We start from the raw sequence: 22,066 nt of genomic DNA, 5'->3' as shown, positions 1-22,066 counted from the left end.
AATTTTTATCGATTAGTGAAGAAATAGTCCATGGACAGATTGATACATTTGGGAAAAATTCGTCTGCCGGGTAAGGCCGACAAAAGAAAAATGAGGAAGTACGTCAAAAAAGGATTGAAATATACAGGCTGGTTTGCGCTCTGTTTTATTGCTTTTGTGCTGGTTTATCTGGGATGTGCCTGGGGTTTGTCTCGTATTGCTACTGAAAGAGAGGCTGGCGTTTCGGAGGACGTAACAATATATATCAAAACCAACGGCGTACATACTGATTTAGTGCTGCCCCTGCGCAATGCTTCTGAGGACTGGAGTAGAGAATTTCGTTTTGGAAATACACATCTCACAGATACGAATTCTGTCAACTGGCTGGCGTTTGGCTGGGGCGACAAAGGCTTTTATCTGGAAACACCGGAATGGTCAGATCTCAAGTTTAGCACCGCGTTCAAAGCCGCCTTTGCGCTGAGTACAACTGCTATTCATGCTACATTTTATAATCAGATGACGGAAACAAAAAGCTGTCGTAAAATCAATATCAGCAACCCTCAGTACCAACGGTTAATAACCTATATAAATAACAGCCTGCAACATGATGCCGATGGACATGTTATCCATATTGTAACGGACGCAAACTATGGAAATGCCGATGCTTTTTACGAGGCGAAAGGCAGCTACAGCATGTTTTACACCTGCAATACCTGGGCGAATAACGGGCTGAAAGCTTGCGGACAACGCGCCTGTCTCTGGACGCCATTTGATACTGGCATTTTCCTGAAATATCCTTAGTCTCACTGATGGCTGATCGCGAATGTCTGATTTATCCCAGGTGGCAACATAAATCAGCGGTCAAAAAATCAGCCATCAGCGATAAAAAAGACATGTACCTTTACTAAGAACCAATCTTTTTTGTCGTTACATGCGTCGTCTTGCCGCAATACTGATCCGATCGTTTCTACAGGGCCTGCTGATTCTTTGCCCGATAGCTATCACTGCATATATCATTTATCTTGTTTTTGACAGAGTAGACAGCATAATACCCTCCGTACCGCGTGGTCTTGGTTTTGTGATCGTGGTGTTTTGTGTGACTATGATCGGCTGGCTGGGAACCCGTTTTTTCCTTGGCCGTATGATGATCGAAGCATTTGACCATTTACTGGAGCACACCCCCGGCATCAAATATCTGTACACCTCTGTGAAAGACGTGATGGATTCATTTGTGGGCGATAAAAAGCGCTTCAATAAGCCAGTTTGGGTATGTATTAATCATAATCCGGAAACCTGGCGTATTGGCTTCTTAACGCAGACGGATATGGCACATCTGGGCCTACAGGGACGTGTGGCGGTTTATTTACCGCATGCTTATGCCATTTCGGGCTATGTAATAATTGCAGATGCCAAAAGCATAAAGCCGATTACGAAAATGAACGCAGCTGAGGCAATGAAATTTGCCGTGAGTGGCGGAATCGCCAATCTCGATGAACTCCATAAAACGCATAAGGGATGATCAATTTTAATGCGGGACCGGCAGCGCTGCCGCTTGAAGTATTGCAGCAGGCATCTGAAGCGGTCATTGATTACAATCGTTCTGGTCTTTCTATTCTTGAAATTCCGCACCGCGGAAAACTGTTTGATGACATACTAGAAGAAAGTAAAGTATTGGTCAAAGAGCTTTGTGGCCTGGGTGACGACTATGATGTGCTTTGGCTTCAGGGTGGTGGCAGACTTCAATTTGCTATGATTCCGATGAATTTTCTGGCAGAAAACGCAACCGCTGGTTATGTAGATAGCGGACATTGGTCGACGGAAGCGATGGAATATGCAGCATATTATGGAAAGGTGAAAACACTTTCAACCTCCAAAGAGTATAATTATACGCAACTTCCAAACTGGCCTTCTTTGAAAGGAGAAGATTTGAGCTATGTTCATTTCACGAGCAACAATACCATTTATGGGAGCCAGTGGCCGGAGATTCCTAAATCAGAAATTCCACTTATCTCTGACATGAGCAGCGATATTTTTAGCTGCCGGAGAGACTATACAAACTGCGCGCTTTTTTATGCAGTTGCCCAAAAAAATCTGGGTGCAGTGGGTAATACGCTTGTTGCAATCCGGAAGGATATGACCGAAAGGATCGTGCGCTCCGTTCCGCCGATGCTGAGCTTTAAAGAGCAGGTTGCGAAAAAATCGGTACTGAATACTGCGCCGGTTTTTCCTATCTATGTTTCTTTACTAATGCTTCGCTGGATTATAGATAAAGGCATTGATGCGATAGCGCAGGACACAAACACTAAAGCTTCATTATTGTACAACGAGATAGACAGAAATACTTTATTTACAGGGATTGTGAAGAAAGAAGATCGCAGTAAAATGAACGTTGTGTTCCTTGGCAAGGATAAAAAAATGGAACAACAATTCCTGGAATTCTGTGAAGAAAATGATGTCACAGGCATAGCTGGTCACCGGAGCGTTGGCGCATTCCGGGTGTCGCTTTATAATGCGATTTCGGTAGCGAATGTGCAGACGCTGATTTCTTTGATGCAGGATTTTGAAAAAAATTATCAATAAATTGATCTTAAAAGCCGGATAGAATTCCGGACCTTGAACGGTGCCAACGCCGCAAAACTTTCATGTGCGTACTGGCGCCCGGACTATAAAAATGAACTAAAGTACTATGGCTAGAATCACTCCTTTTAAAGGATTAAGACCCAAAGAAAAGTATGCTGCGGAAGTAGCTACACTGCCTTATGATGTGGTGAGTGTGGCGGAAGCAAGAGCGTTTAAGAAAAAACCATACAATTTTTATCATGTTACCCGCTCCGAAATTGACCTGGTGGAGGGCATTGATGTACACAGTCAGGTTGTGTATGACCGTGCAAAGGAAAATCTGGATCAGATGATTGCCGACGGGATTATGATACAGGATAAGGAACCTTGTTATTATATCTATGAACTGGTGATGGATGGCCGCTCGCAAACAGGCCTTATCTGCGGTTCTTCGTGTGATGATTATTTTAACGGAATCGTTAAAAAACATGAATTTACCCGTCCGGAAAAAGAACTGGACCGCATTAATCATATCAAGACAACGCGTGCCGAAACGGGTATCGTTTTTCTGGCCTATAATGATCAGGAAGACGTAGAAGCGATGATTGCCGATTGGAAAGCGAACAATAAACCAACGTACGATTTTACAGCAGAAGATGGTATTCGTCATACATTTTGGGTGATGGACGACTACGGAAAAGTGGCAACAATCACACGTCTATTTGCTGAAGAAGTGCCATGTACTTACATCGCAGATGGACACCACCGCGCAGCAAGCGCTGGTAAGGTGTGCATGGAATTGCGCGAAGCCGGCATGTCGATCACGGGTGAGGAATCATTTAACTACTTCGTGACTTGTATTTTTCCGGCGAGCCAGTTGCAGATTATGGATTATAACCGTGTGGTAAAAGACCTGAACGGCTTGAATCCTGAGAAATTTCTGCAGGCGCTGAATGAAAAATTCAGCATAACAGCGATTGGCGCTACTGAGCCATACAAACCGCAAGAGCCTCATGAATTTGGCCTTTATCTGGATGGAAACTGGTATAAGCTGGTGGCGAAACCGGGCACGTTTACAGAAGATCCTATTGGTGTGCTGGATGTGTCTATTCTGCAGAATAATATTTTGTCCGAAATATTGGCGATCCATGATCCCCGTACTGATAAGCGTGTAGATTTTGTGGGCGGTATCAGAGGCTTGCAGGAATTGGAAAAACGCGTAAACTCAGGCGAAATGGCCGCAGCATTTGCCTGCTATCCAGTGTCTATTCAGCAGTTGTTCAGCATCGCGGACAGTGGCAATGTAATGCCGCCGAAAAGTACCTGGTTTGAGCCGAAGCTGAGAGATGGCCTGGTAGTTTACCTCATTTGACCCCTAGCCCCTGAAGGGGGATTCCGCGTGGTTGCAGCGCTCTTGTTGTCGAACAACTTAATATGACTTACCACAATTTGGCAAGGAATTTGCGATTGGAGGGGTTATGGGAAATATGTTTTTGAAGGCGGGACCGTTGATATTTGAGCATGCGCGGAGGTTGCGGGAAAATCAGACATTTGCAGAATCGGTTTTGTGGAATTATTTGCGGCAGAAACCGCATGGTTTAAGATTCAGGCGGCAGCATCCTTTAGGAGATTGTATCGCTGATTTTTATTGTCATAAACTGAAGCTGGTTATTGAAGTGGATGATTCTATTCACAACCGTGAAGACATAAAACAAAAGGACGCAGAAAAAGATCTTTTTTTCAAGAGTAAGGAACTAAAAATAATTCGGTTTACGGATGAAGTAGTGATCCAGAGATTTGAGCAAGTAATATCGGAGCTAGAAAAAATTATTCACGAAAACATGAAAAAGCCCCTTTAGGGGTTTGGGGTATTATGGAATACAGAAGAATGGGAAAAACGGGACTGCAGTTAAGCGTCCTGTCTTACGGCTCCTGGGTAACCTTTGCCAAACAAATTGATGATGGCATTTCGGACAGGCTGATGAGCCTGGCGTATGAAAATGGCGTCAACTTTTTTGATAATGCGGAGGTGTACAGCCGTGGCGAATCGGAAAAAATGATGGGTCGTGTACTAAAGTCGAAAGACTGGGAGCGCTCATCCTATACCGTTTCCAGCAAAGTATATTTTGGCTGGCGCGGGGATAAAAACAAGCCTAATCAGACAGGTTTGAGTCGCAAGCATATTACGGAAGCTTGCCATGAAGCCTTGCAGCGTTTTCAACTTGATTATCTGGATCTGTTTTTCTGCCATCGCCCGGATAGAAACGCGCCAATAGAAGAAGTGGTTCGTACAATGAACACACTGATTCAGCAAGGCAAAATTCTGTACTGGGGCACCAGCGAATGGACCGGTTCAGAAATCATGGAAGCCAATATGGTTGCGAAAGAACTGGGTCTGGAAGGTCCGGCGATGGAGCAGCCGCAGTATAATCTGTTTGTGCGTCATAAAATGGAATCAGATTTCCTGCCGATTTTCAAAAATGTAGGATTGGGAACCACCATCTGGAGTCCATTGGCGAGCGGTTTGCTTACAGGCAAATACAACAACGGTATTCCTGAAGGATCGAGACTGGCACTGGAAGGTTTTGAATGGCTTAAGGACAGCACCATTAGCAATGAGCGTCTGGCTCGTGTAAAAGAACTGGAATCCGTGGCAAAGGACTTGAATACGTCGCTGGCAACGCTTTCTATTGCGTGGTGTATTAGTAATCCGCATGTGACTACCGCGATATTGGGTGCTACAAAAGAAGAGCAGCTGAAAGAGAATCTCAAAGCGCTTGAAGTATATCCGAAGCTTACAGAAGAAATAAAGAAACGCATTGATGATATCATGCAGACGAAGCCGGCAGATATCTAATTGTTGATGTCTGATTTTCCTTTAGATAAAATATAAAATCAGCGATCCTGAAAATGGTATTGGAACAAAAATATAGCCCTCACATATTGTGAGGGCTTTTTTCTTTCGCTAAGGTTCCTAATTCCAGTCTACCTATTTCATTGATTTTTTTGCTGCAGCTTTTTTCTTTGGTGCGGCTGCTTTAGTCATTGTACTTTTCTTAGACGCCGTTTTTTTAGTAGCACTTTTCTTCGTGGCCGTTTTCTTGGTCGCTGCTTTTTTTGTTGCAGATTTCTTAGTTGGAGATTTCTTGTTTGGTACTTTAGCACCTTCTGCCCTAGCCTCAGAGAGGCCAATAGCAATCGCCTGTTTGCGGCTTGTTACTTTTTTTCCTGAATTGCCGGACGTCAATTCGCCTTTTTCCATTTCGTGCAAGGCGCGGCCTACTTTTTGCGAGGCTTTTTTACCGTATTTGCGTTCCATGACTGTGAATTTTGAATAGGAAAATATTTTTATTTATAGGTTAAAAAGCCGTGCCAATGGCCCGATTCTAATAGACAATCTGGTAACTTTAAGTAAAACCTTTTCATCCATGATAAAAAAATGGTTTGGCATTCTCAAGAGTACCGTAAATGAATTTGGCCGGGATAATGGAATGAAATTGAGCGCGTCATTGGCGTACTACACGATCTTTTCCATTGGCCCGATGCTATTGCTTATTATCTCTCTTACGGGTTTATTTTTTGAGAAAAGAGATATCACACAAGATGTGTACAGTCAGATCAGGAGTCTCATTGGGCAAGATGGTGCACAGGAATTATTGAGTATAATACGCAACATGCAGCAGCAAAATTCGGCCGCGAAATATGGGATCATCAGTATAGTAATCCTGTTTTTTGGTGCCAGCGGAGTATTTGTGGAGATACAAACTTCAATTAATTATATCTGGTCGCTGAAAGCCAAACCGACAAGAGGCTGGCTGAAATTTCTTCAGGACCGTTTGTTGTCTTTTTCGCTGATTGCCGGCATCGGATTCCTATTAATTGTGTCCTTGTTTGTCAATACGCTGATGGACCTGCTTTCGCAGCAGTTACAACGGTTGTTCAGCATTGAAAATGTGCTGCTATTTAAAGCGCTCAACCTGATTATTCTGTTTGGTATCATTACCCTTTTATTTGCCGTTATTTACAAGGTTTTGCCCGATGCTAAAATTGCATGGAAAGACGCGTTTGTTGGTGCATCATTTACCGGTATTCTTTTCTTGCTGGGTAAATTTCTGATCGGTTTTTATCTTGGCAATTCAAAGTTTGGCAACACTTATGGTGCAGCAGCAGCCTTGATTCTGATCCTCTCCTGGATCTATTATTCCGCCATCATTTTATACATGGGGGCTGAGTTTACCAAAGTGTACGCATTGCGCGTAGGCAAAGGCATCCGGCCATACAAGACGGCGGTTTTTATCATGAAAAAAGAAGAAAAAGAAATTACCGATCCGAATGCGTATTTAAACGACTAGGCTGTTTCTTTTTTAAATAAACCCAGCAACGCTTTCACCGAAATAAAACGGAAGAGAAACATACAGCCCAGACAGATAACTGCAAAAATTCCCAGCTGTAACAGCCATTTTATTGGCAGTAAATGGGCACCGTAACCAATAGCAATCACAAGTCCGAAAAAGCCGAGGTGTGCAAAAGTCCATTTCAGATTTACCGGCAGATGATTTTTCTTACTTGCGAAAATAATAAAGCCCAGGGCTAAGGTTGATTGTGTTATGAATGCAGTAACTGCAGCGCCCCATGCTCCGTGGCGGGGAATCATTACAAAGTTGACACCTAAGCTGATCGCTACGCCCAACAATGCCAATCTGTTTAAGATTTTAAGATCGCCACTTGCGGTAAGTAAAGTAGAGTAAACATACATCATGCAAAAAGCAGGCAGCGATGCAATCAGCCAGGAGAAAACAGCGCCATCATAAACGCCTGAGGCCGGATAAAGCATATGCATGATATCGGTACCATAGAAAAAGGCGCCTACGGCGGCCATAAATGCCACCGGCAGCAGCATATTGACACACACCCTGATGATGGGAACGATATCGTCTTTTTGAGCCAACATGCGGCCAAAAAGGGGTAATAGCATGTTGGCAAACATTAGCCCGAAAATATTTCCGACATCAAGTAAGCGATAAGCGGCAGAATAAATACCGGCCTGTTCTTTGCCCGCCATACGTTCTATCAGCATCGTATCAGCCCGTGTATAAATAGACATCAGGAAGATCAGCAAAGCATAAGGCAGGCTTTCTTTAATAATTTGCAGCACACCTCCGGTATGGAATTTGAAATGCAATCGTACCGGCGCTATTTTGCGCAGCACCCAGAATGAAATAATTGCAGCGGCGCTATAGCACCCCACCTGGCAGAATACAAACCATTCGATACGGAAATGTTTGGCCGTGGCTGGAAAGAATAGCAAAAAGCCACAGATTAGGATCATCAAGAAACGATCGGTGACGGATAAAATACCATCGGTACGGAAGTGGTGCAAAGCTGCAATATTGCTTCGGAAATACTGCACCATCACGGTAATGCCCTGTATCAGCAATACGCCGCTGAGCAGGCCCAGTTCCCAGCCACGGTAGCCCAGGGCGAATCCTGTGATAAAAACCAGCGAAGCATAAAATAGAATAAGTACAATCCGCGCCGAAAGCATAACCGGAAACATTTCCTTCAAACTGTCCGGTTTCTGCGAAATAATACGGCTGTTGTAGTTATTAAGCCCGAAATCAAGGATGATCTGGAATATCAGCGCCAGATTGAACAATGCCTGATAAGTACCATAGGCAGCGTGTCCTACCCGGTTTTGAACCGTACGGTCTATAAGAAAGATCCAGGCTGGTTTGATCAGAATATTGACCGCGAGGACGAAAAGTATATTTTTTACAAAAAATTTGCGCATTCGGGATAGTCAGTCTGGCCGCTCTGGTAACCAATAGCAAGAGACACTTTTATTGTTACTCTTGCAATACTATTTTGATACATAAAACGGGATACGGCGGTAAAATTATATTTTTGCGCCCAATAGCTATGCGGATTGCTGTAAATACAAGATTATTATTAAAAGGAAAGCTGGAAGGAATAGGCTGGTTTACCTACCAAACGCTGGAGCGGATGGTAAAAAATCACCCGGAACATGAGTTCATCTTCTTCTTCGACAGGCCATACGACCCCTCTTTCGTATTTGCGAAAAATGTAACGCCAGTGGTGGTTCCTCCGCCGGCGCGCCATCCTGTGCTTTTCTATCTCTGGTTTGACTGGAGCGTTCCGTTTATGCTGCGCAAGTATAAAGCTGATATTTTTCTTTCGACGGATGGTCAATCCTCTATTAATACAAAGGTGCCGACCTGCCTGGTAATGCACGATATCGCATTTGAGCATTATCCGGAACATCTGATCAGAATGCAGCGTTATTATTGGCGTCATTTTTCGCCGAAGTTTGCGCGTAAGGCGAAACGTATCGTTACCGTCACGGAGTTCTCCAAACAGGATATTTCGCAGAAATACCATATTCCTGTCGAGAAGATTGATGTGGTGCATAATGGGGTGCATGATGCCTATCGTCCGCTCACCTGGGAAGAGCGTGAAGAAGCGAAAAATAAATATGCCGATGGCTGCGAATACTTTGTGTTTGTCGGCGCATTGCATCCGCGAAAAAATGTGGTGAACCTGCTGAAAGCTTTTGTGGCGTTCAAAAAGCATCACCGCACTAATATGAAGCTCGTAATTGTGGGCAGAATGGCCTGGAATTTTGAAGAGTTGGAAGAAATGAAGGAAGAAATGCCATTCAAAAAGGACGTAAAATGGTCTGGTTATATGGATGTACAGGAGCTTTCAAAAGTGGTAGGTGGAGCTTACGCGCTGGCTTATCCTTCTTTGTTTGAAGGCTTTGGTATTCCAATTGTAGAGGCGCTGCAATGCGGTGTGCCTGCCATCGTAAGCAATACATCTTCTATGCCAGAAGTGGCCGGAGATGCGGCATTGCTGGTTGATCCGAAAGATGTGGAAGACATTGCCAATAAAATGGCGATTATGTATAAAGACGAAGCACTCCGCGCCCGTTTGGCTGCTGCGGCACCTGCACAAGCCGCTAAATTTAACTGGGATGTAGCTGCCGAGAAATTGTGGGAAAGCGTGATGAAAACAATTCAATAATTGACAAGGGACAGTTGACAATTGACAGTTACTCGCGTTTGTCATCCTGAGCGGAGTCGAAGGATCCTACCTGCGGGGTCCGAGGAAGAACGACTATGGAATCTGATTTCGCGTTTTACTAACACAAATGAATAGCACAAAAAAAGCGGCGGACCCTGTAAGACCGCCGCGTTTTTTTGTTCAGCTTTGAGCTTTCGCCTTTAAGCCTAAAAAGCTACATGTTTCTTCTATACTGACCACCCACTTCAAACAATGCTTGTGTGATCTGACCGAGTGAACAGTATTTCACTGTTTCAATCAGTTCACCGAAAATATTACCATTGTGAATAGCCACGTGCTGGAGGCGCTTTAATGCTTCTTCGCCTTTGTCGCCCGCCTGTTTCCAGAGGTTTTGAACGTTCTGGATCTGGAATTCTTTTTCTTCGGAAGTAGAACGGATTACTTCTTTAGGAATCACCGTCGGAGACCCTTTAGAGCTCAGGAATGTATTTACACCAATGATCGGGAATTCGCCAGTATGTTTCAGTGTTTCGTAGTACAGGCTTTCTTCTTGAATCTTGCTGCGCTGATACATTGTTTCCATTGCTCCCAATACGCCGCCACGTTCTGTGATGCGGTCAAATTCCGCCAGTACAGCTTCTTCTACGAGGTCCGTCAATTCTTCAATGATAAATGAGCCTTGCAGCGGATTCTCATTTTTCGCAAGACCAAGTTCTTTATTGATGATCAGCTGAATCGCCATTGCACGACGTACACTTTCTTCTGTAGGCGTTGTAATAGCCTCGTCATAAGCATTTGTATGCAGTGAGTTACAGTTGTCATAGATGGCGTAAAGCGCCTGCAGCGTAGTGCGGATATCGTTGAAGTCGATTTCCTGTGCATGCAGTGAACGGCCTGAAGTCTGGATGTGGTATTTCAGCATTTGAGAACGCTCGTTACCGCCATATTTATGCTTCATGGCTTTTGACCAGATACGGCGCGCTACGCGGCCAATAACGCTGTATTCAGGATCTACACCATTGCTGAAGAAGAACGATAAATTCGGAGCGAAATCATCGATATTCATGCCTCGGCTGAGGTAGTATTCTACAAACGTGAAACCGTTGCTGAGCGTGAATGCCAGCTGTGAAATCGGATTAGCACCAGCTTCTGCGATATGGTAACCAGAGATAGAAACTGAATAGAAGTTACGTACACCTTTATCGATGAAGAACTGCTGTACGTCACCCATTACACGCAGTGAAAATTCTGTAGAGAAGATACAAGTATTTTGTGCCTGATCTTCTTTCAGAATATCTGCCTGAACCGTGCCACGCACTTGTTTCAGCGTTTCCGTTTTAATTTTTTCGTACACATCAGCAGGAAGCACCTGATCGCCGGTTACACCGAGCAGCATCAGACCAAGGCCGTCGTTACCTTCTGGCAATACATCCTTACCGCTTTCGGCGTCATGACCTGCACCTACTGAAGAACTGTAATATGGGCGAGGCAAGCCTTTCTCAGCATACAGCGCGTCGATTTTTTTGTTCACTTCTTCTTCCAGTCCGTTGGCTTTGATATAAAGCTCGCACTGCTGATCGATCGCCGCATTCATAAAGAACGCTGTGATTGTCGGCGCCGGACCGTTGATGGTCATGGAAACCGAAGTCTTAGGATCTGCGAGATTAAAGCCGCTGTAGAGCTTTTTCGCGTCATCCAGCGTTGGAACGCTTACGCCTGAGTTGCCGATTTTACCATAGATATCCGGACGATGATCAGGGTCCTGACCATAAAGTGTTACCGAGTCAAACGCGGTAGAAAGGCGTTTTGCAGGCATGCCCAGCGATACATAGTGGAACCGTTTGTTGGTACGTTCTGGTCCGCCCTCACCCGCAAACATACGCGTTGGGTCTTCACCTTCGCGTTTGAACGGATAGATACCAGCCGCATAAGGGAATTCTCCCGGGAAGTTTTCAGACAGCGCCCAGTGGAGGATTTCACCCCAGGCTTCAAATTTCGGAACGGCTACTTTCGGTACCTGTGTATGTGATAGTGACTCGGAATGCGTTTTAATCTTGATTTCCTTATCACGCACTTTAAAGACATAAAATTCATCCTGGAAATGGCGTTTTTTCGATTCCCAGTTTTGCAGTAAATGCAGGTTTTTCGGATCGAGATCCATCACCACTTTACCGTAAACCGCTTCCAGTTCTTTAATCAAACGATCTTTGTCTTCGATCGTTGTTTCGTTGAGGGTATCAATCGTTTTGCGCAGGCCGAAAAGCTTCTGAGCCACAGCAGACTGGTCTTTCGCCCATTTGTCGTACTTGCGGTTATTTTCAGAGATTTCACTCAGGTAGCGCGTGCGGCTTGGCGGAATAATGTATATTTTCTCGCTCATTTCTTCGCTGGAAGCGAAAGAAGATTGCAGATTTTTATTGCCGGTTTTTTCAACAACGATGTCCATTAATGCACGGTACATCGTGTTTGTTCCCGGGTCATTAAATTGCGATGCGATGCTGCCGAAAACAGGCATATCATCTGCATTTTTATCAAACAATTTATGGTTGCGCTGATATTGTTTTTTCACATCACGCAATGCATCCAAAGCACCTCGTTTATCAAATTTGTTGATGACTACGATGTCTGCGAAATCCAGCATGTCGATCTTCTCGAGCTGTGTAGCGGCACCGTATTCCGGCGTCATTACGTACATGCTGAGATCACAGTAATCGGTGATTTGCGTGTCACTCTGACCGATACCGGAAGTTTCGAGGATGATGAGATCATAGCTTGCAGCTTTCAGAATGTCTACTGCATCTTTGATATGACGGCTTACCGCCAGATTGCTCTGACGTGTCGCCATAGAGCGCATATAAACGCGGTCATTGCGGATCGCATTCATACGGATGCGGTCACCGAGCAATGCACCACCTGTTTTGCGTTTGGACGGGTCAACGGAAATGATACCGATTGTTTTGTCTTTACCGCCATAGTCCAGCAAATAACGGCGTACAATTTCATCTACCAGCGAGCTTTTACCTGCACCACCGGTACCTGTAATACCCAGTACCGGAACGGTAGAAACTTCTGCCATCTGGCGCACTTTTTTCAGCATTGCCTGCGTCTCCTCCAGATCACCGAAGTTCTCAGCCGCAGAGATCAGACGGGCAACAGATTTTGCATCGTGTTCTTTCAGATGGCCAACTTCGCCGTTTAGCTGATTACCGGTAGGGAAATCGCTTTTCTGCAGCAGATCAATGATCATACCCTCTAAACCCATGGCACGGCCATCATCCGGAGAATAAATGCGTGTAATGCCGTAAGCATGCAATTCGTCAATCTCGTCTGGCAAAATAACGCCACCGCCTCCGGCAAAAATTCGGATATGTCCGCAACCGCGCTCTTTCAGCAGGTCGTACATGTATTTCAGGTATTCAACGTGACCACCCTGGTAAGACGTCATGGCAATGGCATTGGCATCTTCCTGAATGGCGCAGTCTACCACTTCTTGTACACTACGATCATGGGCGAGGTGAATCACTTCTGCCCCGTTGGCCTGCATGATGCGACGCATGATATTGATAGCGGCATCATGGCCGTCAAAAAGAGAAGCTGCCGTAACGATACGAATTTTATGCTTCGGAGAATATGACATATAAGAATATTTATGAGTTCTGAGCCTTGATTTATAGTGTTTTACGTTCACAAAAATCACACGATTGGGTATCGTCTGATAATGTGCTCGTGTTTCACACTATGAATCAGCCTGTTTCTCAGAAATTATGGCGTGTAAAGGTACAAAAATGCGGCGGAGAGAAGAAGGCCTGTGAATGGTCGATCACTGTGAAACGTCAAATGTCAAACGTCAATGGTGAATGGTCAACCGAAAATGGATGGAGCGTTGCCTATTGGTGGAGAAGTGTACAACGGGCTAGATACTCCCGAGGTTCATCGTGAGGAACGTGGTAATCTGATTTCGCGTTTTGGAGTTGGGCCGGATCTCTGTATCTCCGAGAAAAGCCAGAACGAAAAACGCCGGCATGGAGGCCGGCGTTTAAAAATTTTATCAGACAAACCAGACTATTCGTCGTCGTCGCTGCTGTGTTTTTTCTTTTTAGAAGAAGAATCGTCGTCGCTCGTGTCCATTTTACGAGTTTCGTCCATTGGCTCGTGGTGACCATGTGCGTGGTGACCGCCAAAGTTTTTAGACAGACCGATGCTCAGAGATTGACCAAAGTTCAGTTTGAATGTGTTAGTTGGGTTTGAACCAGATACTTCAGATTTCATAGAATTATAACCCAGACCACCAACGTTGAAGTTCAGTGCAAGTGTTTTGTACACGTTGATAGCGATAGCTGGAGTCAGTTGAGCGTAAAAACCATTAAGGTTTGAGTTTTCAACAGTTTTGCCATCAGCACTTGCGTGTTCGTTTTGGTACCCAGCGTCCAGTTGACCATACACAGAGAAGATTGAACCCAAAGATTGCGTGTAACGACCGAAAGCGCCGATTTGCCAATCTTTAGTACCAGACCATTTGCCACCATCAGGTTTATTAGCCTTAGAACCGTAACCGCCAGACAGACCAACTGTCCAGTGATTCGTGAATTGGTAACCAACACCTGGAGTAACGTTCCAGTTCATGGTGTTTGATTTGTCATCATTTTTAACGGACTGTACGCCTACGTTACCAAAAACGAGGATACTTCCTGGTTGCGCTTCAGCAGCGAGGATTGTACCAGCTGCAGCGAGGATAGTGAGAATAAATTTTTTCATAAAGTAATATGTGCGTTTGATTTAGTGAAGCAAATGTAAAAGGTATTCATGTGTCATGCAATAGTAAAAATCGATTTTAAGGTTTTATTAAACGATTGTTTAAAATTATGCAAAGTCGAAAGAAAAAAGAATATTCCGCGCATCCGCCAGAGCAGAGCCTTTTCGCGGGTTATCCCTATTTAAACCAGGAACTGTACATCACATAATTATTCGCAATTCGCTCCACCTCGCCCTGCAAAAGCTCTGGGCTGATGTCTTTTACTTTCTTCGCAGGTACACCGGCAAAGATGCTTCCTGGTGGCACGTCTGTATTTTCCAGCACCACAGCGCCGGCGGCAATAATGCTGCCAGTGCCGATTTTCACATTGTCCATTACAATAGCGCCCATCCCGATCAGCACATTATCTTCTACCGTACAGCCATGTACAATAGCATTATGGCCGATAGATACGTTGTTGCCGAGCACCACTTTGGTTTTTTGATAAGTACAGTGGATGCAGGCACCGTCTTGTATATTTACTTTATCGCCCATTTCAATGCTGTTCACGTCGCCGCGTACCACAGCATTAAACCAAACGCTGCATTCCTTGCCCATCTTTACATCGCCGACAATGGTGGCATTTGGCGCCACAAAGCAATCTTCAGGAATTTGCGGATGAACTCCCTTTACTGGTAATATAACAGGCATAGTTTGTGTTTTGAAATGGTAGAAAAAGAACAATTATTTCTTCCAGAGATTGTATTTAAGGATGCACCAGATAGCGCGGAAACCGTCTTTCCAGCCGATTTTTTTGCCTTCTTCGTAAGTACGGCCGTAGTAAGAAATGCCCACTTCGTAAATACGGATTTTTGGTACGCGGGAAATTTTTGCAGTTACTTCTGGTTCAAAACCGAAGCGTTTTTCATTCAATTCGAGCGATTGGATGAACTCCCGTTTAAACAGCTTGTAACATGTCTCCATATCTGTAAGATTCAGATTGGTGAGCATATTGGAAAGTGTGGTGAGCCAGCGGTTGCCTATGGAATGCCAGAAAAACAGAATGCGGTGCGGATTTCCGCCCATAAAGCGTGTACCGAAAACTACGTCTGCGAAACCGTCCAGGATTGGCTGGAGCAGAATGTTGTATTCATTAGGGTCGTACTCCAGATCGGCATCCTGAATGATTACATAATCACCGGTTGCTTTTTTGATGCCAGTGTGCAGTGCGGCACCTTTTCCCTGGTTTACCTCATGTTTGTAATAACTGATGGGAAGGTCCGGGTTTGCGGCTTTGTAGGTCAGAATAGCCTCTTCTGTATTGTCTTTGGAACAATCGTTGACAATAATCACTTCTTTCCGGATATCGCCTTTGAGAACAACAGCTTTAACCTTATTCAGGATGTGATGAATGGTCGGGCCTTCATTATAAGCAGGTATTACAATACTTAAAGTTTGCGTGGACATATTTAAAAATCGACTGCGAAATTACATAATAAGGTTAAGCCGCGGCGGTTTTTTCCTCAGCGGGTAGATTTTTGAAGATTTTGTTCGCGAAGAAAAAAATCGGAACCACTACAAAGTAAACATGCAGCAAGAGGATGTAGCGCAATAGAACCGGGTGTGCAAATGCCAGCAGCAGTGTGCTGATAATATAAAAGGCTGCCAATATAACAAGGGTTGCGAATGCGGGTGTCACTGATTTACGTTTGGCGACAGTTTTTACAAAAAGGAACGCAAGGAATAAGGAACAGAGTGTTGTTATAATGCTTAGCGGAATGCAGAAAAGATCAAATGCTTTCACAAAACATTCCTGTATGGCTGGCGCCTTGGTGGTGAATTGATCCTGATGAACGCCGAAATATTCCTGCCAGGAAGGCTCCAAATGCTGGTTATATTGGTTATACATACCGAGTACCTCCGTGGGCGGATAAAAAACATAACCGAGGTTGGGTCCGTAAAAACCTTTAAAAAAGGCGCCGGGATAACTCATGATGAGCTTTTTTCCAAAAGTGTTGTACTGAATAGATTCTCCCCACCATCCGGCAAGGTAATTGGTATATTTCTTGAGCTTGAGATCCTTGGCCAGATACTGTTTCAGCGGGCTTTTCTTGTCCCACAGAAAACGATCTGTAACACCTGTTTTTGTACCAGAAATGGAATCTTTAAATCTTAAAACAAATTGATGTAGTTCTTTATCGTCAGAGTCATCCCAGATACTGCTATCGACATTCGTCACCCGGTACACATGAAGGGCATTATTTGCCATTGCCCAGCCGCCGAAACCAGAGAGAATGGGCACGCCTACTTGTTTATCTGAATTGTCACATGTATTTATATACAGCGTCAGGAAAACAGCGCTGGTAAGCACAACTGGGATCAGTTTGGTAAGGAAGTTTTCTTTTTTCAGGAATAAGAAAGCCAATACAGAAATCGCCGGATAGTACAGTGCATTGTACCGGAGTCCGAAAAGGAAAATAAATGAAATGAGGTGGATCGCTAAATAAACGTATTTCCGTTTTCCGGCATAGAGAAATTGCAGTAAAGAAGCCAGCCAAACAGCACTAAAGCTGATAAAAAGGCCATCCGTAGAAATAAGATTATTGATGAAAAGATTGATCGGATTAAGCAGAATGAGTATCCAGCAAAGCCATTTTATTTTATTGTTCGGATTGAAAATAGAGAAAATGGTATCTAAAAAGAATTTGGTGGCAATCACAAATACGAGGTACTGGAAAGCGACAACATTTATATAATTATTGCCGTAGCCGGAAAACAGCATCAGAAAATGCGAATATCCTAATGGCCTGTAAGCGATTTGCGCGTCGGTAAGTCCCCATTGCAGATAGTTTACAGAATCAAGAAAAACATCCGGGTATGGAAAAAGGAATTTGAAGAAAATAAACAGAGCAATAGCGATCAGGTAAGGGTAATTTTTACGAGCCCAATTAGCAGCTGTAAATGATGACATAGTTATATATGTTAGAAGTGAGCAAATGTAGAAAAATATATTTAATTGCTTTTGAGTGTAATGTTATTAAACCCTTTTCCCGAAAGGTCGATTTGCACTATTTCGGGTTATCTTTGCCAGACGTTATGCAACAATACCTTCAGTTATTACAACACATAATAGATAACGGTGCTGAAAAAATGGACCGTACCGGAACTGGTACCATCAGTTGTTTTGGCTATCAGATGCGTTTTAATCTGCACGACGGATTTCCGCTGGTAACCACTAAAAAGGTGCACCTGAAGTCCATTATTTATGAACTGTTGTGGTTTTTGAATGGTGATACTAATATTAAGTATCTGAAAGATCACGGTGTGTCCATCTGGGATGAATGGGCAAATGAAAAAGGTGAGCTCGGCCCTGTTTATGGCCATCAATGGCGTAGCTGGACTGGCGCAGATGGACAAACCTATGATCAGATCAAAGATGTGCTGCATCAATTGAAGACAAATCCTGACAGTCGCCGTATGATTGTGAATGCATGGAATGTGGCAGATCTGCCCAAAATGGCATTGAGTCCTTGCCACGCATTGTTTCAGTTTTATGTTGCTGACGGAAAGCTGAGTTGCCAATTGTACCAACGAAGTGCTGATGTATTTTTAGGGGTGCCGTTTAATATTGCTTCTTATGCTTTGCTGACGATGATGATGGCGCAGGTGACAGGTCTGGAAGCAGGAGAATTCATTCATACATTCGGCGATGTGCACCTGTACAATAACCATGTAGAGCAGGCCAAACTGCAATTGAGCAGAACGCCGTATACATTGCCGGTGATGAAATTAAATCCCGAAGTAAAGGATCTTTTTGATTTTAAATACGAGGACTTCACGCTGGAAAATTATCAGCATCATCCAGCGATCAAAGCGCCAGTGGCCATTTAGGGATTGTAAATTTCTGATTGAATATTTCACAATTTCTGGTGAGATTTACAATTGTAAATTTTCAATGGAACATTTTACAATTTGGGATAGAGACACTAGTGCATTAGCAACCTACGTTAAAAGCGTACTTTAATACGTACAATTTTCAATAGAACAATCTACAATATTCAATACGATGACTCTTTCTTTCATAGTAGCCATAGGAGAAGACAATGCAATGGGCGTGCACAACAAACTGCCTTGGCATTTGCCTAAAGACCTGAAGTTTTTTAAAAGCACTACTTTAGGCAAGCCTGTGCTGATGGGAAGAAAAACGCTTGATTCGCTCGGTAAGCCATTGCCGAACCGTTTGAATATTGTATTGAGCCGCCAGGCGGATCTCGCAGTCCCGGAGGGTGTTTTGGTATTTAATAATATTGATGAAGCGATCAATCATCTGAGCGACCAGGAAGAGGTTTTTATCATAGGTGGCGGTAAAATCTTTGAAGAAACGATGCATGTTGCGGATCGCATGTATATAACCCGCGTACATGGCCAGTTTCCAGAAGCAGATACTTTTTTTCCGCACATAGATCATAGTCAGTGGAAACTGGAATGGGAAGAAGCACATCCTGTTGACGAAAAACACGCTTATGCGTTTACCTTTCAACGTTACGAAAGAATTGCACTGTGACGTTTCACGCTTTCAAACAACTGCTGAAATATAAATGGATTGCGAAAACACGCCATGGCGTGCATTCGCCATTTGTATTTGATTTCGTAGAAAAAGTATTGCGCGATAAAACGCGGGGTTCTTTTGAACGAAAACTGATCAATTATTTCAACGAATACCCGATCACCTGGCGCGATATTTCTGAGATAAATCTCCACCTGGCAGATGTGCCTGCCGACGAAATTATCATCATACGCAACATCCATCGTGATGAAGCAGCAACCCAGCACTGGGCCGCATTAGCAAACGACCCTGCTGTAAAATTGAGCATTGATATTTACAATTATGGTTTACTTTTCTTCAGAACATCTTTTAAAGAGAAGCAACATTTTGTATTGAAATATCCGGGATAGTCTTTAAGAATTCTCACAACTTTTTTGCGACCTAGCCTGAACAACGCAGACGAATATAAATGTTTATTCGCGTCTAACCTTAAATGCTATATGCGAATAAAAACGACCCATATAACACGTCTGGGCTGTTCTTTTCCTGCTAAAAGCCATTTGGTAAAAGTTGCAGTTATGCCGATTGCCAGTTTAGGCATCTGCCTGCTGTGCGGAAGTAAACATAAAAAATGCGTTTACAATTCAACATCTATACCCCTTATCTAAGTGAAGCTACCACACAATAATGCGGCAACGATACCGTTTTAAATATCCTTTTATTTTAACTTCTGTTTCTATTAATCCCAAAAATAACTAGCATGCGTAAAACACTTTTTCTTCTTTTTGCAGCCATCACTACATTGCCCTTTGCTTCTTTCGGGAAAGAGATAAAAAAAAGCAAAACTAAACGAGTTCCGATAAGCTCAACGGTTTCGCTTTTCGGTAATTTCAATTCCGCTAAGTTTGATTTTGCCACGAAACCAGATCTGACAACTACAAAGACAAGTACAGTAAACTTCGGCGTAGAGGTTACGTTAGATTTTTATGTGCTGCCGCACAACATGTACCTCACGACAGGCATCAGATTGGCCGATGCTTCTTGTCAGGTGCAGGTGGGAACTAATGTTCCTGGCCTAGACCCGCAGCAGACCTATAACAGCTATGACCTTACTTATGGACACTATTCTATCCCGGTTCGCGTTGGAAAGACGTTTAAATTTTCGAAAAAAAGCGATGCGCATTTCAATGTATTTGCCGGAGGTTCTTTCGGAATAAGCATGCTGGAATCAGTGTCGACGTACGGTAGTCTGGTGCCGTCTAGTCCCGACGGAGAAGAGGTTTCAAGTGGGTCGTCTACTCCCGATTTTAAAGGAAGCAAATTCTATTCTTCTGCCGATTTAGGTTTTAGAATTGCTCCGTTCAACCGTCCTAATTTTTCTTTTGGTGTAATGGCTTCTTTTGATCTTACGAAGTCTGGCCAATTCAGCAGTACCGGCTATTTTTCTAACGATACCAAAAAATTGCGCAGCGATTATGTATTGCAAAGCAATCCACAATTTTTTAACCTGATGCTCTCTGTAGACTATACAATAGGTAAAAGCTGGAAACAAATGCTGAGAAGCGCTCCGGCAATGTGCCAGAAGTAAATGGTCGATGTTTTAAATGTTAAACATCAGATGTTTGAAGGCTGAAAAGCAGAACTTTCAATTTTTCTGGCGTGTGAAACATCAGATGTTTGTAAAAAAAAAAGCTCGTCCCAACGATATCGCCGGGACGAGCTTTTTTATTTGTGTTTTTACAACTGGTGGTTTAGTCTTCCTGGCTTTGACCGAGGAAATTTTCAACCATTGGTTGCATCATTGGCGGCAGTTTAGACATGATATATTCTTTGATCACATCTACAGATTTTTCTGCTTGTTCTGCAGTCAATCCCGCTTTATCTACCAGCTGTTGAATCAGTTCGTTCATTGTCAAGTAATTTATATTGGGTTAAGAATTTAAGCCGCTTTCATATAATCCAGCTTGGAATGTTCCAGCATTTGGCGCGCATATTCCAGTGTGAGCTGGAAAGTACCGTCATGTTGTTCTGAAGGCATGTCAAACATGGCATCTGTAAGGATCATTTCGCAGATAGCACGAAGGCCGCGACCACCGAGTTTGTATTCTACAGCTTTTTCAACCATATAATCCAACGCGCCATCTTCAATTTCCAGCTTGATGCCTTCGTATTCAAACAGTTTAGTATACTGTTTTACGAGTGCATTTTTTGGTTCTGTGAGAATGCGTTTCAGTGCTGGCGGATCGAGTGGATTCAGGTACGTTACAATCGGTAAACGGCCCAACAATTCCGGAATCAGACCGAAGGTGCGGAGATCTTGTGCATTGATATATTGCAGCAGATTGGCACGGTCCATTTCTTTAGTTGCTTTGATTGCATTAAAGCCAAGTGCCGCCGTTTGTACACGGCGTGCAATCATTTTATCTACACCTTCAAATGCACCACCGCAGATAAACAGAATGTTCTGCGTATTTACTTTCACCATTTTCTGTTCCGGGTGTTTACGGCCACCCTGAGGGGGAACCAGCACTTCAGAACCTTCCAGCAGTTTCAGCAATGCTTGTTGTACGCCTTCGCCGCTTACATCACGTGTAATGGATGGATTATCGCCTTTACGACCGATTTTGTCGATCTCATCAATGAAAATGATACCGCGTTCCGCAGCAGCAACATCAAAGTCGCAGTTTTGCAGCAGGCGGGAAAGAATACTTTCCACGTCTTCACCTACATAACCGGCTTGCGTAAACACCGTGGCATCTACAATTGCAAATGGAACCTGCAGCAAGCGAGCTACCGTTTTGGCCAGCAATGTTTTACCGGTGCCGGTTTCGCCTACCATAATGATGTTTGATTTTTCAATTTCTACATCATCCTGTGGCGGGGCCATCAATCTTTTATAGTGGTTGTAAATCGCTACAGACAATACTTTTTTAGCATCGTCCTGGCCAATTACATACTGATCTAGAAACTGTTTTATTTCACGTGGCTTATAAACCTTGTGTTGTTTCAGATCGGTTTTTTCCGTTTTCTTCTTTTTAGTGTTGTTATCATCGCCCATTGCCTCTTGTAGCAGGTAATGCGCATTCTCTATACACTGATCGCAAATGTTTCCCTTCATCCCCGTAAAGAGAATATTCACCTCACTTTCAGCTCTATCGCAAAAAGAACATTTCCGTTCACTTTGTTTTGCCATGAAAAAATTTTAA

General features: G+C 43.7%; 21 protein-coding genes. 12 read left to right on the top strand and 9 right to left on the bottom strand.

The genetic code is table 11. The features are described from left to right. Positions 1–30 precede the first annotated feature (30 nt). From DN068_RS11055 to DN068_RS11030, 6 genes are all read left to right on the top strand, one after another. On the top strand, positions 31–780 hold the full coding sequence (locus DN068_RS11055) for a TIGR02117 family protein (RefSeq protein ID WP_243630221.1): 750 nt from the start codon (positions 31–33) through the stop codon (positions 778–780). A gap of 130 nt (positions 781–910) precedes the next feature. Continuing rightward, positions 911–1,498, top strand: coding sequence for a DUF502 domain-containing protein (locus DN068_RS11050; RefSeq protein WP_110998973.1), 588 nt, complete (start codon positions 911–913; stop codon positions 1,496–1,498). Continuing rightward, the gene (gene serC, locus DN068_RS11045) at positions 1,495–2,559 is read left to right on the top strand and encodes a 3-phosphoserine/phosphohydroxythreonine transaminase (protein ID WP_110998972.1); all 1,065 of its coding nucleotides are present in this window, start codon (positions 1,495–1,497) and stop codon (positions 2,557–2,559) included. The genes DN068_RS11050 and serC overlap by 4 nt, the downstream gene beginning before the upstream one ends. A 106-nt stretch (positions 2,560–2,665) precedes the next feature. Continuing rightward, positions 2,666–3,910: a DUF1015 domain-containing protein gene (locus tag DN068_RS11040; protein WP_110998971.1), complete on the top strand. Its 1,245-nt coding sequence runs from the start codon at positions 2,666–2,668 to the stop codon at positions 3,908–3,910. Between the two features lie 106 nt (positions 3,911–4,016). Beyond that, positions 4,017–4,397, top strand: a complete 381-nt coding sequence (locus tag DN068_RS11035) for an endonuclease domain-containing protein (protein WP_110998970.1) — start codon at positions 4,017–4,019, stop codon at positions 4,395–4,397. Positions 4,398–4,426: 29 nt separating this feature from the next. Continuing rightward, entirely contained in the window at positions 4,427–5,395 is a 969-nt protein-coding gene (locus DN068_RS11030) for a potassium channel beta subunit family protein (RefSeq protein WP_243630218.1), read from the top strand. A 132-nt stretch (positions 5,396–5,527) separates the two neighbouring features. Here the strand turns inward: DN068_RS11030 and DN068_RS11025 are convergent, their stop codons facing one another. After that, a complete protein-coding gene (locus DN068_RS11025) occupies positions 5,528–5,857 on the bottom strand; it encodes a DUF6496 domain-containing protein (protein ID WP_110998968.1) in 330 nt (109 codons plus the stop codon). Positions 5,858–5,966: 109 nt separating this feature from the next. Here DN068_RS11025 and DN068_RS11020 point away from each other — a divergent pair, with 109 nt between their 5' ends. Further along, positions 5,967–6,890, top strand: a complete 924-nt coding sequence (locus DN068_RS11020) for a YihY/virulence factor BrkB family protein (RefSeq protein ID WP_110998967.1) — start codon at positions 5,967–5,969, stop codon at positions 6,888–6,890. Here the strand turns inward: DN068_RS11020 and DN068_RS11015 are convergent. Continuing rightward, positions 6,887–8,329 carry an oligosaccharide flippase family protein gene (locus DN068_RS11015; RefSeq protein ID WP_110998966.1) on the bottom strand — a complete coding sequence of 481 codons (1,443 nt, stop codon included), beginning with the start codon at positions 8,327–8,329 and terminating at the stop codon, positions 6,887–6,889. The genes DN068_RS11020 and DN068_RS11015 overlap by 4 nt on opposite strands. A gap of 113 nt (positions 8,330–8,442) precedes the next feature. On the opposite strand from DN068_RS11015, the gene DN068_RS11010 reads away from it, so the two are divergent. Next, on the top strand, positions 8,443–9,582 hold the full coding sequence (locus DN068_RS11010; RefSeq protein ID WP_123985315.1) for a glycosyltransferase family 4 protein: 1,140 nt from the start codon (positions 8,443–8,445) through the stop codon (positions 9,580–9,582). A 214-nt stretch (positions 9,583–9,796) separates the two neighbouring features. On the opposite strand, the gene DN068_RS11005 is transcribed toward DN068_RS11010, so the two are convergent. The 5 genes from DN068_RS11005 to DN068_RS10985 form a co-directional block, all read right to left on the bottom strand. After that, positions 9,797–13,219, bottom strand: a complete 3,423-nt coding sequence (locus tag DN068_RS11005; RefSeq protein WP_110998964.1) for a methylmalonyl-CoA mutase family protein — start codon at positions 13,217–13,219, stop codon at positions 9,797–9,799. Between the two features lie 425 nt (positions 13,220–13,644). Next, the gene (locus DN068_RS11000) at positions 13,645–14,337 is read right to left on the bottom strand and encodes an outer membrane beta-barrel protein (protein WP_110998963.1); all 693 of its coding nucleotides are present in this window, start codon (positions 14,335–14,337) and stop codon (positions 13,645–13,647) included. A 175-nt stretch (positions 14,338–14,512) separates the two neighbouring features. Further along, positions 14,513–15,025 (bottom strand): gamma carbonic anhydrase family protein, encoded by a 513-nt coding sequence (locus DN068_RS10995; protein ID WP_110998962.1) that lies wholly within the window; start codon positions 15,023–15,025, stop codon positions 14,513–14,515. A gap of 33 nt (positions 15,026–15,058) precedes the next feature. After that, positions 15,059–15,781: a glycosyltransferase family 2 protein gene (locus DN068_RS10990; protein ID WP_110998961.1), complete on the bottom strand. Its 723-nt coding sequence runs from the start codon at positions 15,779–15,781 to the stop codon at positions 15,059–15,061. Between the two features lie 34 nt (positions 15,782–15,815). Beyond that, entirely contained in the window at positions 15,816–17,285 is a 1,470-nt protein-coding gene (locus tag DN068_RS10985) for a hypothetical protein (protein ID WP_110998960.1), read from the bottom strand. 125 nt (positions 17,286–17,410) lie between these two features. Between DN068_RS10985 and DN068_RS10980 the strand changes: the two genes are divergently transcribed. The 4 genes from DN068_RS10980 to DN068_RS10965 all read left to right on the top strand — a co-directional run bounded on the left by DN068_RS10980 (position 17,411) and on the right by DN068_RS10965 (position 20,448). Beyond that, complete coding sequence (locus tag DN068_RS10980; protein WP_110998959.1) at positions 17,411–18,205, top strand: thymidylate synthase; 795 nt, start codon at positions 17,411–17,413, stop codon at positions 18,203–18,205. A 175-nt stretch (positions 18,206–18,380) separates the two neighbouring features. Then, a complete protein-coding gene (locus DN068_RS10975) occupies positions 18,381–18,878 on the top strand; it encodes a dihydrofolate reductase (protein ID WP_110998958.1) in 498 nt (165 codons plus the stop codon). Continuing rightward, on the top strand, positions 18,875–19,270 hold the full coding sequence (locus tag DN068_RS10970) for a hypothetical protein (protein WP_110998957.1): 396 nt from the start codon (positions 18,875–18,877) through the stop codon (positions 19,268–19,270). Before DN068_RS10975 ends, DN068_RS10970 begins: the two co-directional genes overlap by 4 nt. Before the next feature lie 350 nt (positions 19,271–19,620). Beyond that, entirely contained in the window at positions 19,621–20,448 is an 828-nt protein-coding gene (locus DN068_RS10965; protein WP_110998956.1) for an outer membrane beta-barrel protein, read from the top strand. A 163-nt stretch (positions 20,449–20,611) separates the two neighbouring features. Here DN068_RS10965 and DN068_RS22125 read toward each other — a convergent pair whose 3' ends face one another. Further along, complete coding sequence (locus DN068_RS22125; RefSeq protein WP_165836360.1) at positions 20,612–20,770, bottom strand: HU family DNA-binding protein; 159 nt, start codon at positions 20,768–20,770, stop codon at positions 20,612–20,614. A gap of 29 nt (positions 20,771–20,799) precedes the next feature. Continuing rightward, positions 20,800–22,053, bottom strand: coding sequence for an ATP-dependent Clp protease ATP-binding subunit ClpX (gene clpX, locus DN068_RS10960; RefSeq protein WP_110998955.1), 1,254 nt, complete (start codon positions 22,051–22,053; stop codon positions 20,800–20,802). Positions 22,054–22,066 lie beyond the last annotated feature (13 nt).

It is taken from the genome of Taibaiella soli, from assembly GCF_003236175.1.
Lineage (GTDB): Bacteria > Bacteroidota > Bacteroidia > Chitinophagales > Chitinophagaceae > QKTW01.
This window is presented reverse-complemented; position numbering and strand designations above follow the sequence as displayed.

Coding starts and splice junctions, on each gene's coding strand:
- clpX (WP_110998955.1), bottom strand. CDS start 22,053: ATGGCAAAACAAAGTGAACGGAAATGTTCTTTTTGCGATAGAGCTGAA.
- DN068_RS11020 (WP_110998967.1), top strand. CDS start 5,967: ATGATAAAAAAATGGTTTGGCATTCTCAAGAGTACCGTAAATGAATTT.
- DN068_RS22125 (WP_165836360.1), bottom strand. CDS start 20,770: ATGAACGAACTGATTCAACAGCTGGTAGATAAAGCGGGATTGACTGCA.
- DN068_RS10990 (WP_110998961.1), bottom strand. CDS start 15,781: ATGTCCACGCAAACTTTAAGTATTGTAATACCTGCTTATAATGAAGGC.
- DN068_RS10980 (WP_110998959.1), top strand. CDS start 17,411: ATGCAACAATACCTTCAGTTATTACAACACATAATAGATAACGGTGCT.
- DN068_RS11040 (WP_110998971.1), top strand. CDS start 2,666: ATGGCTAGAATCACTCCTTTTAAAGGATTAAGACCCAAAGAAAAGTAT.
- DN068_RS10965 (WP_110998956.1), top strand. CDS start 19,621: ATGCGTAAAACACTTTTTCTTCTTTTTGCAGCCATCACTACATTGCCC.
- serC (WP_110998972.1), top strand. CDS start 1,495: ATGATCAATTTTAATGCGGGACCGGCAGCGCTGCCGCTTGAAGTATTG.
- DN068_RS11030 (WP_243630218.1), top strand. CDS start 4,427: ATGGGAAAAACGGGACTGCAGTTAAGCGTCCTGTCTTACGGCTCCTGG.
- DN068_RS11035 (WP_110998970.1), top strand. CDS start 4,017: ATGGGAAATATGTTTTTGAAGGCGGGACCGTTGATATTTGAGCATGCG.
- DN068_RS11025 (WP_110998968.1), bottom strand. CDS start 5,857: ATGGAACGCAAATACGGTAAAAAAGCCTCGCAAAAAGTAGGCCGCGCC.
- DN068_RS11015 (WP_110998966.1), bottom strand. CDS start 8,329: ATGCGCAAATTTTTTGTAAAAAATATACTTTTCGTCCTCGCGGTCAAT.
- DN068_RS11005 (WP_110998964.1), bottom strand. CDS start 13,219: ATGTCATATTCTCCGAAGCATAAAATTCGTATCGTTACGGCAGCTTCT.
- DN068_RS11055 (WP_243630221.1), top strand. CDS start 31: ATGGACAGATTGATACATTTGGGAAAAATTCGTCTGCCGGGTAAGGCC.
- DN068_RS10995 (WP_110998962.1), bottom strand. CDS start 15,025: ATGCCTGTTATATTACCAGTAAAGGGAGTTCATCCGCAAATTCCTGAA.
- DN068_RS11050 (WP_110998973.1), top strand. CDS start 911: ATGCGTCGTCTTGCCGCAATACTGATCCGATCGTTTCTACAGGGCCTG.
- DN068_RS10975 (WP_110998958.1), top strand. CDS start 18,381: ATGACTCTTTCTTTCATAGTAGCCATAGGAGAAGACAATGCAATGGGC.
- DN068_RS11000 (WP_110998963.1), bottom strand. CDS start 14,337: ATGAAAAAATTTATTCTCACTATCCTCGCTGCAGCTGGTACAATCCTC.
- DN068_RS10985 (WP_110998960.1), bottom strand. CDS start 17,285: ATGTCATCATTTACAGCTGCTAATTGGGCTCGTAAAAATTACCCTTAC.